Genomic DNA, 12,921 nt, shown 5'->3' with positions numbered 1-12,921 from the left:
TCGATCAGGCATGCGGAGATTGCCGCACATTTATAGGTGATGTGCGCCTGCGTGCGATACATGACCTTCGGCAGCCTCATGCCGGCTCCTGATGTTTCGGAGAGCGATTATTTCGAGCCGGCGTGGCAGACGTCGTTCTGGGGTACGAACTATCCGAAATTGGTGGCCGTGAAACAGAAATATGATACGGATGGCCTGTTCTTCGTCCACCACGGTGTGGGTAGTGAAGCGTGGAGCGCGGATGGGTTCACGCGGCTGGCGGGCAGATAGGGAAGGAGCATGTTCCCTGCGTTGGGCAGACCTGATCCGCTCTATCCTGTGATCTGTTCGGGTGTACCGAAGGAATCGGATCATGAATGTTCTGCTGTTCGGTGCCACCGGCATGGTCGGTCAAGGGGCACTGCGCGAATGCCTGCTTGCCGATGACGTGAGGCAGGTGACGACCATCGGCCGCACACCCATCGGCCAGCAGCATCCGAAGCTGCGCGAGCTGGTGCATCAGGATCTGTTCGATTACAACGCGATCGAATCCGAGCTGACAAACTTCGATGCCTGCTTCTTCTGCATCGGAGTGACCTCGTCGGGCATGACGGAGACGCAGTACGCGCACCTGACTCATGACCTCACCCTGGTCGCGGCGCAGACACTGGCACGGCTCAACCCGCAGATGACCTTCGTCTATGTCTCCGGTGCCGGCGCGGACAGCAGCGAGGCGGGGAAGGTTATGTGGGCGCGGGTGCGCGGTCGCATCGAGAACGCGCTGCAGCACCTGCCGTTCAGGGCGGTGTACGTGTTCCGGCCCGGCATCATCCAGCCGTTGCACGGCATCCGCTCGAAGACGGGTGCGTATCGCTGGTTCTATGCGCTGACGCGGCCCTTGCTGCCGCTGCTGCGCCGGTTGCTGCCGAATACCGTGCTGAGTACCGAGATCGTCGGTCGCGCGATGCTGGCGGTGACTCGCCGTGGCGCACCCACGGCCGTGCTTGAGGCGGCAGATATCGGCGCACTGGGGCGTGCATGAGCGGCAGGCACGGGAAGGAGGACGGAAACGGACTGCTGCGGCGGTGAGCCCGTCATCTTTTTGAACATCGGCACGGATCGGGTCATGCCTGTACGGACAGCCGGTGAGCCAGGCGCTCGAAGCATTCGTTCCAGCCGCCACGGTGGCCATCACGACTGCTGGTCGAGTCGAAGCCAGCCTGGTGGAAATGCATGCGGGTTCCACCGTCGGCATCCTCGAATTGCACGGTCACCAGGGTTTCACGGCCGGGCTTGCCATCTTCGTCGTCCCAGGCGTGGGTGAAGACCAGTCGTTGATCCTCGATCACTTCGTGGTAGATCCCGCCTAGCCAGAGTTCCACACCTTCCGGAGTACGCATGCAGCAACGCCAGTGACCGCCCTTGCGGGCGTCGCCCTCACAATGGGTGATGACGAAGCCGTGTGGCGCCGACCATTGACGTATCTGTGTGCTGTCGGTCCACGCGGCAAATACCTGGTGGCGTGGGGCATTGAATACACGGGTGATGCGCAGTTCCTGTTCCGGCGCTGTGGCGGCAGCCTCATTTCTTTCTGGCAGCATGGGATTTTTCCTGGTGGGGTGCTGTGGTGCGGGGATGTGATGTCGCGGCAGCGGAAACAGTGCTTTCCTGCGCCTGCAGGTCGCGCAGGTATTCCTCCAGCTGATCGAAACGCTGTTCCCACATGACCCTGTAGGGCTGTACCCAGTCAGCCACTTCGCGCAGCGGCTGCGGCTGCAGGCGGCACGGCCGCCATTGAGCTTCACGGCTGCGAGCGACCAGGCCCGCACGTTCCAGTACCTTGAGATGCTTGGTAATCGCCGGCAGCGTGATGTCGAATGGTTGCGCCAGTTCGGTGACCGAGGCCTGCCCGGCGGCGAGGCGCGCCAGGATGGCGCGACGGGTGGGATCGGCGAGGGCGGCGAACGTGGTGCTGAGCGGATCGGGGGGCATCGAGAAAACCTTATGGTTAATTTACCTAAAGGTAAAATATATCTGCCCCATCGGCATGTCAATCCTCGCCATGCATCGATCGGATTGCGGCACGGTATCCAGACGGGCAGCCCGTCGCAGGAGCCTCATTCCCATGAACGGTGTGGACAGGGCGCTACGCTGGTTCGCCATCGGCCCATCGCTGTTTCAGCTAGACGGAGTGCCAGGAATCATGCCGGCCTCCGCGTCATGCGCCATGAAGCAGGAAACACACATCCAGGATTTCCGGCATCACTTCCCGATGCCGGGGTATGGCCAGGCACAAGAGCCTCTGGTGCCGGCCGCGCAACGCAGCAACCCACCCGAAAGTCCAATCACGAGGAGAATCAGATGAACACTCATTTCGAACGTACCGGCGCATTGACCGAATTGACCAGCTACCCGCAATGGGCGCAGGACATGGTGGCCGATTGTGAAAGCACCAAGCAGAGCGTGGTGCAGCATGAGCTGTGGAGCATGATGAGCAACGGCACGCTGGATCGCGCAGGTACTGTCAATTTCATGACGGGCATCTGGCCCGTCATCGAGCGTTTTCCCGCTTACATGGCGCTGAGTCTGCTCAAAACCCGGTATGGCCGCAGTCCGGGCGACAATCTTGCGCGACGGTGGCTGGTGCGCAACATTCGAGTCGAGCAGAATCATGCCGAGTACTGGTTGCACTGGGCGGAAGGAGCGGGTGTTTCCCGCGACGAAGTGCTGCTCGGAAGGCCGCCGCGCGGTACCGAGGTTCTGGCCAAGTGGTGCGAGGAGGTCAGCAGCCGAGACAACCTGGCTGCGGGTATCGCTGCCACCAACTATGCGGTCGAGGGTGCCACAGGCGAGTGGTCTCAACTAATCTATGAGAGTAAAAGCTATGCGGAAAGCTTTCCGTCGAGCACGAGGGCCCATTCACTGCGCTGGTTGCAGTTGCATGCCGCGTACGACGACACCCATCCGTGGGAGGCATTGGAAATAGTGTGCACCCTGATGGGAACATCGCCGGCAACCGACGCAGTGGCACATATCAGTGAATGCATCAAGCGCAGTTACATCAGTATGCGGATACTCGCTGATCGCTGCGTTGAGCCGTATCGCGTTCTGGAAATGCTTAGCGGTGCTGTGGCCTGAGGAAAGCAGTCCGCGGGAAATGCATGGCCAAAGTGTGATGCGTCATTCGTGATACAAAGGACGCGATGCGTACTTCGACGATCACATTTCAAAGGACGTTGTTACGGCGTTTGATGCCATTGGCCTATGCGCTGGTGGCAATCGTGGGGCTAATTCTGGTGCTGACCTGGGGAGCCATGCAGGTTCAGGTCGCTCTCGCCGGTTTCTTGAACGGCGAGAGCATCTGGTCCAAGGCCCAGAAACAGATCGTGGTCGATCTCGATGCATACGCCACCAATGGCGATGCCGCAAATCTTGCTGCCTTCAAGAGCAACTACGACATTTTGATGACCGACCGCTGGGCACGGGACAAGATCGCTCAGGATCATTTCGACTATGACGAGGTCGCAAAGGCGCTGCAGCGAACCAAGACGGTGACCATAGCGATACCGGGCGTAATCTTCATGCTGCGTCATTTTCCCGATGCCCCTTATATGAAGGAGGCGCTCGATGCATGGCGGTCTACGGATAGCTCGATTGCGGAGTTGGGATCGATTTCCAACGGGCTTGAACGAAGCTATGCGGCAGGTGGCTTGTCGAGGGAGGAGATCAATCGGCAGCGCACCCGTATCCATGCGATAAATGATTACATCGATCCTCGCAGCAAATTGTTTTCGCGCGAGATCGCCAACGGCGCCGTGTGGCTGGGCCAGGTACTCTTCGGAAGTGTTGTGGCTGCTGCCATCATCGCGGCCTTGTTGTGGCTGCGCATGGGGCGGCGCATTCTTGAAAGCATCCGCGGCAGCGAGGAGCGCTATCGTCTGCTGTTCGACAGTGCCGCCGATGCGATCGTGATGGTCGACGAGACCAGCGGGCGGATTCTCGATGTCAACCGTACCGCTTCGGCATGGATCGGGCGCGGGGTGACCGAACTGATCGGTGACCGTTTTGTGCATCTGTTCAAGCAGTCGCTGGGCGGGCAGCACGATGGTCGTGCCGCCTGCAATGTCCTGCTTGGCCAGGCTGGCACGAAACGACCGGTGGAGACCCAGAGCAGTGTGGTCAACTGGGGCAACCTGCCGGTGCGCCAGGCGATCATCCGCGACATTTCCGAGCGCGTGGCGATCGAGCAGGAGCGACAGATCGCGGCCGAGGCGCTAGCCAGCATCGTCGAGGGTGTGATCATCGCCGATGCCGACCGCCGCGTGATCTCGACCAATGCCGCGCACACGGAGATCACCGGCTTCACCTGCGAGGCCTTGCATGGCAGGCGTTTCGACGACAGCCGCCGGCTGGCCGACGGCAAGCCGTTGCCGAAGTCGATCTGGGGCGAGATTGCCGCCGGTCGCAACTGGGTCGGCGAAGTCCAGAGCACGCGCAGCGACGGCAGCAGTTATCCCGAGCACATCAGCATCAGCGCGATCCGCGATGCGGACAATCAGGTGCTTTATTTCGTCGCGGTGTTCACCGACATCCATGAAGCGAAACTGCATCAGCACCGGCTTGAGCATCTGGCACGGCACGACCCGCTGACCGGGCTGGTCAACCGGGCGGAGTTCGAGCGGCGTTGCAGCGAGGCGATTGCAATAGCCGAGCGCGAGCGGCTGGCGGTGGTGGTGCTGTTCATCGACCTGGACGCCTTCAAGATCGTCAACGACAGCTACAGCCATGCGATCGGCGATCGCCTGCTGGTCAAGGTCGCCGAACGCATACGGCGACAGTTGTCCGAAAGTGATGTGGCAGGGCGCATCGGCGGCGATGAGTTTACCGTGCTGATCAACCGGGTCAGCCTGCGCGAGGATGCGCGCGCGATCGTCAACCGGCTGCTGGTCAGCTTGTCCGAGCCGTTGGTGGTCGACGATTACGAGGTCGTGCTCAGTGCGAGCATCGGCGTGGCCGGCTATCCGCTGGATGGTTCCGATGCGGCAGCCCTGATCGCCAACGCCGATGCCGCGATGTATACGGCGAAGACCGAAGAGCGCAACACGTTCCGTTTCTACACGCCGATGATGCATGCCGATACCCGCCGGCGCCTGCAACTGGCCAGTGAGTTGCGTCAGGCGCTGGCGCGCAACGAATTCAATCTGCTCTACCAGCCCAGCGTCGAGCTGCGCACCGGACGCATCGTGGCGGCAGAGGCGCTGCTGCGCTGGCAGCATCCGGATCGTGGCGAGGTGTTGCCGGGAGAGTTCATCCCGGTGGCGGAAAGCCTGGGCATGATTCGCCGCATCGACGAATGGGTGATGCAGGCCGTGTGCGCGCAGATCCAGGTCTGGGATCTGGCCGGCATGCCGCCGATCCGTGTGGCGGTGAACGTCTCCGCGCGCTGGTTTGGTCATCCGGCGTTTGTGGATGGTGTCAGCCGCACCCTGCAGTCGCGGCAGCTGTCGCCGAAGCGCCTGCTGCTGGAGATCACCGAGAGCGCGATGCTGCGGCTGGGTGACGACACCGAGCGCACCATGCGTACCCTGCATGCGCTGGGTATCGATGTGGCGGTCGACGATTTCGGTACGGGCTATTCCTCGATGGCCTACCTCAAGCTGCCGGCCGTGGCCTATCTGAAGATCGACCGCTCCTTCGTTACCGGCCTGCCGGGCAATACGAATGATGCCGCGATTGCCGAGGCCATGCTGGCGATGTCCAGGAGTCTCGGCCTGGGCACGATCGCGGAAGGTATCGAGACCGAGGCACAGCATGATTTCCTGCTGCGCGCCGGTTGCGCCGAAGGGCAGGGCTATCTGTATTCATACCCGTTGAAAGCTGACGAGATACTGCACCTGCTGTGCCCGAACCAGCAGCCGGCCCCGGTCAGCAAACTCAGGCTGGTACCGCCCAAGCGCACCTGAGCGTTGTCATGGTTGCTGCCGCTTACAGCGGTGCGCAGTGCCGGTGCAGCCATTCCAGGTCGGCGTCCTCCAGCAACGGACTGAGCGCAGCGCGCACGGCGGCGTGGTAGTCGTCGAGCCATGCGCGTTCCTCCGGGTTGAGCATGCTCGGCTCCAGGGCGCGGCGGTCGAACGGGCACAGTGTCAACGTCTCGAAGGCGTTGAATTCACCGAACTCGGTGCGATCGGCCTCGACCACCACCGCAAGGTTCTCGTGGCGGATCCCGTGGCGGCCGGGCTTGTACAGTCCCGGCTCGATCGAACTGATCATGCCTGGCTCCAGTGCCACCAGGGCGCCGCCGGCGACGGGGGGGCGGATGCCGTGCGGGCCTTCGTGCACGTTGAGGAAATAGCCCACGCCGTGGCCGGTGCCGTGACCGTAATCCATGCCACAGGCCCATAGCGGGGCACGTGCGAGGGCGTCGAGTTGCGGGCCGCTGGCCCCTTTCGGGAAGCGTGCGCGGGACAGTGCAATCATGCCCTTCATCACCAGGGTGGCATCGCGCCGTTGTTCCGGCGTGGTTTCGCCCAGCGCCAGCACGCGGGTGATATCGGTGGTGCCACCAAGATATTGACCGCCCGAATCGATCAGCAGCAGGCCCTCGGCCTGCAGTGTGCTATGCGACTCCGGCGTGGCGCGGTAATGCGGCAGCGCGCCGTTGGCCTGATAGCCGGCAATCGTGGCGAAGCTTTCGCCGACCCAGCCAGGCTGAGCCGAGCGTTCCTCGTGCAGCAAGGTATCGACATCCAGCTCGGTCACCGTCATGCCGGCGGCGAGACGCTGTTCCAGTCGACGGAAGCCGCGCACCAGGGCGGCACCGTCGCGACGCATCACGCCACGAATGTGCTCGAGCTCGGCAGCACTCTTGACCGCCTTGAATGCGGTGCTCGGGTTGGCTGCCTCGATTCGCGTGACGGTTGGTGCGATCGCCGCGGCGATCGCACTGACTACCCGACCGCTGTCCAGCAGCAGGTTGTCGGGGGTGCCCAGTTCGCCGAGGGCCGAGGTGACTGCGGTGTAGTCGGCGATGCCGATGCCGTCGGCGGCCAGCGCGACAACCAGGGTGTCGCCGAGCTTGGCGCGGTTGACGAACAGCGTGGCCCGGCCGCCGGGCTGCACCAGCAGGTGCGAGAGGAACACCGGATTGCATTCGACGTCGCTGCCACGCAGGTTGGTCAGCCACGCAATGTCGTCGAGGCTGGAGAGCAGGTGATGGGTGGCGCCGAGCTTGCGCATCGCGTTGCGCAGGCGGCCGAGTTTGTCGGCGCGCGGGATGCTGGCGTAGCTTGGGTCATGTGCGACCACCGGCGCCTGCGGCAAGCCGGGGCGGTCGGGCCAGATGGCACCCGGCAGATCCAGGTCGGTGCGCAGTGTGGCGCCGATTTCTGCCAGTCGGCGCTCGATCTGCCGCTGGGTGGTCAGCGCCACGCTGTCGCCGGCTACCGCCAGCACGTCGTTCTCGTGCAGATGCTGCTGCAGCCATTCCAGGTGTTCGGCTGCGTGCGGCACACGCAGCTTCATCAGACTGACGCCGCTGTTGGCCAGTTGCTGCTCGGCCTGCGCGAAGTAGCGCGAATCGGTCCACAGCCCGGCATGATCGCGAGTGACGATCAGGGTGCCGGCCGAGCCGGTGAAGCCGGACAGCCACACACGCGCCTGCCAATGTTCGGGCAGGTACTCGGACAGGTGCGGGTCGGCAGTAGGGACCAGCACGGCGGAGACGCCATGCTGCTGCATGGCCGCGCGCAGGGCGGCAAGACGGGTGGGGATGGGGTTGTTCATGGGTGAAATGCTAGCAGAGGGCCTCGCGCTTCATCGGGCCTCGCGCCATCCTGATACAGGTACGTCCCACCAATCGGCGTGCCCTCCAAAGTGTCTGGCTCCGATATCCGCCCGCGGCTTCTAGTCGTAATCCACTGCAATCAGCGCGAACTGCGCCGGGCCGCCCGGCAGCTCCGCAGCAAACTCGTCATCCACGCGCTTCCTGAGCGCCGCCCGCGCCAGTGGCGAGTCGATGCTGATCCAGCCCAGCTTCGCGTCGGTTTCGTCGGGACCGACGATGCGGTAATGCAAGGTCTCGCCGGTGTCGACGTTTTCCAGTTCGATGCGTGCGCCGAAGAACACCTGTCCACGATCGCCGGGTGCGCCTTCGGCGACCTTCAGCGAGGGAATCCGTTTGGTCAGATAGCGCGCACGGCGGTCGATCTCGCCAAGCTGCTTCTTGCGATAGATGTACTCGGCATTTTCCGAGCGATCGCCTTCGGCGGCGGCGGCGGCGAGTGCCTTGACCACTTCCGGACGCAAGACATGCCACAGATGGTCGAGCTCGGCCTTCAGCCGCTCGAAACCGTCGCGGGTGATGATCGCGGTGGAGCCGGGCGCGGGTGGTCGCCAGCGGCTCATGCGGGGTTTGCCAGTCGACGCCGCTGAATGTCGATATCGGCGCGCAAGGGATGATCGGGCCATGCCGTTGCCAGCTGATCCAGCAGCTGTGCCGCTTCGGGGTGCCGCTCGGGCTGCTCGCCAAGCAGGCGTGCCGCCAGCAGGCCGTACTGTGGTACCTGCGGATCGCGCGGCCAGTGCGTGAGGTAGCCGCGGCAGAGGTGCAGGGCGAGCCGGTGCATGCCCAGTCGTGCCGACAGATCGGCCAGCTCGCCGCAGGTACGCGGATCATCCGGGATGAAATCGGCATCGATGCCGCAGCACTCCTGCAGCACGCCCAGCGCGCGGCGTGATTCGCCCTGCGCGATCAGCGCAGCCATCCAGATCTGGCCATGTACCAGCAGGCCGTCGCGCAGGTGCTGCTGTTGCAACAGCCGGCGATAGGCCATGTGTACGGATGCCGGCGCGGCGCGATCCTGCAGCCGGGCGACCAGCAGCGCGGTAGCGGCGGAAAGATCGCTCTTCGCCACTGTATCGACCTCGGCCAGCAGGGCCTCATCGGCATCCTGGCCGCCCGCCCTGGCGAGCTTCGGCGCTTCCGGTTCCATCCCGAAGCGCTCGTGGCGCTGATGGATCATCACGCCCATCAGGTGAAAGGCAAGCACGATCAGGTAGGTGTAGGCAAAGGCGAACAGCGGCAGTGCCAGCAACCGCGGCAGCAGGGCGGCCGTGATCGATGCGAGCACGATCAACAGGCCAAGCAGCAGGTTGATCGCCACCGGTGCCAGGTATGCCGTACCGAAGGCAGCGATGACGCGCGCCCAGTTCAACGGGTTGATCGCCAGTGCCATGTTGCCGTCGAACGCCAGCGACATGTCGATCGCCGGCAGTGCCAGCGCGGACACGATGAGCACTGGCCATAGTGAGCGCGGGAAGAACACGATGGCGAGTACGCAAAGTGCGACCACCAGCAGATGGATCGCGGTGAGGCCCCAGCCACTCGCGCTGTTGCTGTCGCTGCCGACATCGGGCGGATCGGCGTAGCCGTTGGCGGTGTGCAGCAGGCAGTCGGCGGCGTAGCGCCAGGTGGCGGCCCACACCAGTGCGCTGGCCAGGACACCGATGTAGGAGGGCAGCAATCCGACGTAGTGGACCAGCGCCAGCACCACGCAGGTGGCCAGTCCGGCGCCGCGCAGCGGATAACCGAAACCGGACCGCAGGCGTTCGCCGAAGGGTGTGTCGACGGCACTGACTTCGATGCGTGGCATGGGATGGCGCTCTCAGCGCTTGCCGCCGAACATGCCGCCGGGCTGGCTGCCCGTCGTGTGCGCGACCTGTTTGCCTATTGTCTCGATCTTGCCACGGCGGTCGCCGTAGTGAGGGTCGAGGCCGACGCTGGTGCTGTCGTTGCGGCCGATCAGGATGTCAGTCATGGCATTCCGTTCCCTGGGTGATGCCGGGATTGTAGCCAACACCATCGCATTGCCGTGCCGCTGCGTTGAGTCGGCGTGCCGTGCCGGCTATGGTGTCGGTTTTACGCGAGTGAAGTCCGTGATGGTGTTGCGTCCCCATGTTTTTCTCCTGCGCCTGCTGCCGTTTGCAGCGGCGCTTGGATTGCTGACTGCCTGCGCAAGTGCGGGTGCTGGCAAGCCTTCCGCACCGGTCAATGCGCTCTATGCCGAGCTCGACCAGGCAAGCAAGGGTTACGAGACCGCCCTGCAACAGTCGCGTGCCGGTGACATGGCGGCTTCCCAGCTGACGCTCACGCGGTCGCTGGACCAGCTGAAGGAGGCATCGGCGCGCTGCGGCAATACGCCGGGTTGCGATCCGCAACGGTTCTTCTCGGTGTTTGATCGCCTGCTGCGCCTGAAGGACGGTGATTTCGACGATGGCACGGACCTGAACAGCGATGTGGATCCGTCACAGGCAGCACTTGCTGCGGGCAAGACCGGCGCGGCCAGCCTGCCCGAGGCGCAGCGCAGCGTGACTCTGCTGCACGGGCAGAAACTGTCCGAGCTGATCGCGATGAACGGTCCGGTGAAAGCGGCGCTGGAAATGTGGCTGACCCAGTGGCGGCCCCAGCTGATGGACGCCTATGTGAACTATCAGTACCTGCGTCACGAGATGTGGCCGCAATACCAGAAGGCCGATCTGCCCGAGGCGCTGCTGTTCGGCATCATGGCCAAGGAATCGGGCGGCAAGGTGCATGCGGTGTCGCGTTCGGGCGCGGCTGGCCCGTTGCAGTTCATGTATGCCACCGGGATGCGTTTCGGTCTGGGGATGGACAACGGTTTCGACACGCGCTTCGACCCGGCGGCGTCGGCGCGGGCCAATGCCGAATACCTCAATGAGCAGCTGGGGATCTTCAACAACAATCTTGAACTCACGATCGGTGCCTACAACGGTGGCGAGGGCCGCATGCGCCGGCTGGTCGGCGATGACACCTCGGTGAGTTTCTACGACCCGCGCATCTACAACCAGCTGTCGCAGGAAACCCGCGACTATGTGCCTGCGGTGCTCGCCGCCGCGTGGCTGTTCCTGCACCCGGACAGCTACAACCTGCGCTTCCCGCGGGTCGATGGCGTGCCCGGTTCGATCACCCTGCAACGGCCGGCGTCATTGTCGGAGCTGACCGTATGTCTGGGCTCGGCCGATGGCATGAGCGACGGCTGGTTCCGCACGCTGCGCAACCTCAATCCGCGCCTGGATCCGCAGGTGACTCAACCGACCGGTGCCCAGCTGCAGGTGCCGAAGCCGCTGGAAAGAGCCTACGCGTCGCGCTGTGTCGATGGCCCGTGGCCGATCCTCGCGCACGATCTGCACAGTGCCGTGGTGCCGGTGGTCGAGGCACCGCCACCGCCAGCGCCCGTGGTGCGCAGGGACCGAAACTACAAGGTCCGGCGCGGCGATACGCTGGTCAGCATCGTGCGCAACCTGCATTGCTCGAGCGTGCAGGAAATCGCCGAGATGAACGGACTCAAGCATCACCACATCGGGATCGGGCAGGTGCTGAAGTTGCCGGTCTGTCAGTAGAGGTGTGCTGCGGTTGCCTGGCTTCAGGCGACCGCGCTGTTCTGCATCCAGCTTTCGGTGGTGCTGGTGCTGCCGTGAACTTCCTTCAGTTCGCGCAGCAACTGCATCAGCTGCCGATGTTGCGGCTGCAGGCTGGCATGCGGGGAGTTCTTGGTCTCGTGGTAGGCCACGGCCAGCCACAGCGCGATGCCGCGCAGTGCCACCTCGGGATTGGTCGAGCAGGCGCGCTCGTAACCGGCTTCGGTGCCCTGGCCCCAGGGCTGGTAACGCGCCTCGGGCGGGGTGCCGTACAAATGCGGAAAGTCGCTGCGCGAGGCCTGGCCGATCTCGCGCAGGGTCAGTGTGCTCAAGCGTGTGCGGTTGCGCTTGGGTAACGCGCGGATGCTGCGCTCGATATCGCGGAACTGACGGCCAAGCTGGCGCGCACGCATCATCACGAAGAATGGAGTGAGTAGTTGCATGGGTCCCCTCGTCGCTGAAGTCGGCAGCGCTGACGCGCGGCGAAGACGCGAGCGTAGCGGGGCGGGCGCTGTGGTAGCGCGTAAAGCGTCACAAAATGACGCGTGACGTCAGTTTTCCGGTGGCCGACGGCCGGGGACGCGTGGCGGTGGCCGTCCGGGTCAGCTATGGCCGAGCCGCTGCCCCACCAGTACTGCCTGCTGCGGCTGCAGGGCATCCAGGGTGACCATACCCTCGGGCAACAGCAGGATCACCGTGGAGCCCATGTTGAAGCGTGCCATTTCGGCGAAACGCTCCAGCGTGATGTTCTGGCCGGCGAACGACTTGCGCCGGATCGACGAGGCATAGGGCGGAATCACCAGCCCGTCCCACACCGTGGCCACCGACGAGACCAGGATCGCGCCCACCATCACCACCACGAACGGGCCATGTTCGCCCTCGAAGTGGCAGACCAGCCGCTCATTGCGTGCGAACAGGCGCGGGATCGCCGCCACCGCGAACGGCGCCACGCTGAAGATGCGGCCGGGCACGTGCACGGTTTCCTTCAGCGTGCCTTTCAATGGCATGTGCACGCGGTGGTAGTCGCGCGGCGACAGGTAGACCGTGACGAAACGGCCATTGCGGTACGGTACGGCGGCGACCTCGTCGCCACCCAGCAGTTCGGTGGCGGTGTAGTCCTGACCCTTGGCCTGGAAGATGCGGCCGTCGACGATCGGACCAGCCTGGCTGATGCGGCCATCGGCGGGCGAGAGCAGGGCCGTCGGATCAGGGGCTGCACGACGCGCATCCGGGCGCAGCTTGCGTGTGAAGAACGCATTGAAGTGCTGGTAGGCCAGCGGATCGGGCTGTGCCGCCTCGGCCATGTTCACCTGGTAATTGCGCACGATGGTGCCGATCAGCCAGTTCTTCCATGGCGCGAAGGTCCAGCGCGTGGCCCAGTAGACCACCCTCGACAGGGCGCGATGCGGCAGGATGTACTGCAGGAATACGTTGAAAGTCATCCGCCCAGTATACGGGGTCGGTCAGGTTGCTGGCCCTATAATGGCCGGCCTTACGCCTTGTCCG

At 64.0% G+C, this 12,921-nt stretch carries 13 protein-coding genes; 5 read left to right on the top strand and 8 right to left on the bottom strand.

The window, feature by feature from the left end; genetic code table 11:
* The first annotated feature begins 60 nt into the window (after positions 1-60).
* Together ACYVKM_RS10985 and ACYVKM_RS10980 are read left to right on the top strand one after the other, a co-directional pair.
* Complete coding sequence (locus ACYVKM_RS10985) at positions 61-270, top strand: BBE domain-containing protein (RefSeq protein WP_460877620.1); 210 nt, start codon at positions 61-63, stop codon at positions 268-270.
* 82 nt (positions 271-352) lie between these two features.
* Positions 353-1,021 carry an NAD-dependent epimerase/dehydratase family protein gene (locus ACYVKM_RS10980; protein ID WP_460877619.1) on the top strand — a complete coding sequence of 223 codons (669 nt, stop codon included), beginning with the start codon at positions 353-355 and terminating at the stop codon, positions 1,019-1,021.
* An 82-nt stretch (positions 1,022-1,103) separates the two neighbouring features.
* On the opposite strand, the gene ACYVKM_RS10975 is transcribed toward ACYVKM_RS10980, so the two are convergent.
* Together ACYVKM_RS10975 and ACYVKM_RS10970 are read right to left on the bottom strand one after the other, a co-directional pair.
* On the bottom strand, positions 1,104-1,580 hold the full coding sequence (locus ACYVKM_RS10975) for an SRPBCC family protein (RefSeq protein ID WP_460877618.1): 477 nt from the start codon (positions 1,578-1,580) through the stop codon (positions 1,104-1,106).
* On the bottom strand, positions 1,561-1,971 hold the full coding sequence (locus ACYVKM_RS10970) for an ArsR/SmtB family transcription factor (protein WP_460877617.1): 411 nt from the start codon (positions 1,969-1,971) through the stop codon (positions 1,561-1,563). Before ACYVKM_RS10970 ends, ACYVKM_RS10975 begins: the two co-directional genes overlap by 20 nt.
* A 369-nt stretch (positions 1,972-2,340) precedes the next feature.
* Between ACYVKM_RS10970 and ACYVKM_RS10965 the strand changes: the two genes are divergently transcribed.
* Positions 2,341-3,117, top strand: coding sequence for a TenA family transcriptional regulator (locus ACYVKM_RS10965; RefSeq protein ID WP_460877616.1), 777 nt, complete (start codon positions 2,341-2,343; stop codon positions 3,115-3,117).
* Positions 3,118-3,230: 113 nt separating this feature from the next.
* Complete coding sequence (locus ACYVKM_RS10960; protein WP_460877615.1) at positions 3,231-5,942, top strand: putative bifunctional diguanylate cyclase/phosphodiesterase; 2,712 nt, start codon at positions 3,231-3,233, stop codon at positions 5,940-5,942.
* A gap of 22 nt (positions 5,943-5,964) precedes the next feature.
* Here ACYVKM_RS10960 and ACYVKM_RS10955 read toward each other — a convergent pair whose 3' ends face one another.
* The 4 genes from ACYVKM_RS10955 to ACYVKM_RS10940 form a co-directional block, all read right to left on the bottom strand.
* Positions 5,965-7,764 carry an aminopeptidase P family protein gene (locus tag ACYVKM_RS10955; protein WP_460877614.1) on the bottom strand — a complete coding sequence of 600 codons (1,800 nt, stop codon included), beginning with the start codon at positions 7,762-7,764 and terminating at the stop codon, positions 5,965-5,967.
* A gap of 120 nt (positions 7,765-7,884) precedes the next feature.
* On the bottom strand, positions 7,885-8,385 hold the full coding sequence (gene greB, locus ACYVKM_RS10950) for a transcription elongation factor GreB (protein WP_460877613.1): 501 nt from the start codon (positions 8,383-8,385) through the stop codon (positions 7,885-7,887).
* Entirely contained in the window at positions 8,382-9,632 is a 1,251-nt protein-coding gene (locus tag ACYVKM_RS10945; RefSeq protein WP_460877612.1) for a hypothetical protein, read from the bottom strand. Before ACYVKM_RS10945 ends, greB begins: the two co-directional genes overlap by 4 nt.
* A gap of 12 nt (positions 9,633-9,644) precedes the next feature.
* Entirely contained in the window at positions 9,645-9,797 is a 153-nt protein-coding gene (locus ACYVKM_RS10940) for a hypothetical protein (protein ID WP_460877611.1), read from the bottom strand.
* Between the two features lie 121 nt (positions 9,798-9,918).
* On the opposite strand from ACYVKM_RS10940, the gene ACYVKM_RS10935 reads away from it, so the two are divergent.
* The gene (locus ACYVKM_RS10935) at positions 9,919-11,397 is read left to right on the top strand and encodes a transglycosylase SLT domain-containing protein (RefSeq protein ID WP_460877824.1); all 1,479 of its coding nucleotides are present in this window, start codon (positions 9,919-9,921) and stop codon (positions 11,395-11,397) included.
* 23 nt (positions 11,398-11,420) lie between these two features.
* Here the strand turns inward: ACYVKM_RS10935 and ACYVKM_RS10930 are convergent, their stop codons facing one another.
* Both ACYVKM_RS10930 and asd read right to left on the bottom strand, forming a co-directional pair.
* Positions 11,421-11,858 carry a hypothetical protein gene (locus ACYVKM_RS10930; protein WP_460877610.1) on the bottom strand — a complete coding sequence of 146 codons (438 nt, stop codon included), beginning with the start codon at positions 11,856-11,858 and terminating at the stop codon, positions 11,421-11,423.
* A gap of 159 nt (positions 11,859-12,017) precedes the next feature.
* Positions 12,018-12,857, bottom strand: a complete 840-nt coding sequence (asd, locus tag ACYVKM_RS10925) for an archaetidylserine decarboxylase (protein WP_460877609.1) — start codon at positions 12,855-12,857, stop codon at positions 12,018-12,020.
* Positions 12,858-12,921: the final 64 nt, after the last annotated feature.

This window comes from Rhodanobacter koreensis, from assembly GCF_054782855.1.
This window is presented reverse-complemented; position numbering and strand designations above follow the sequence as displayed.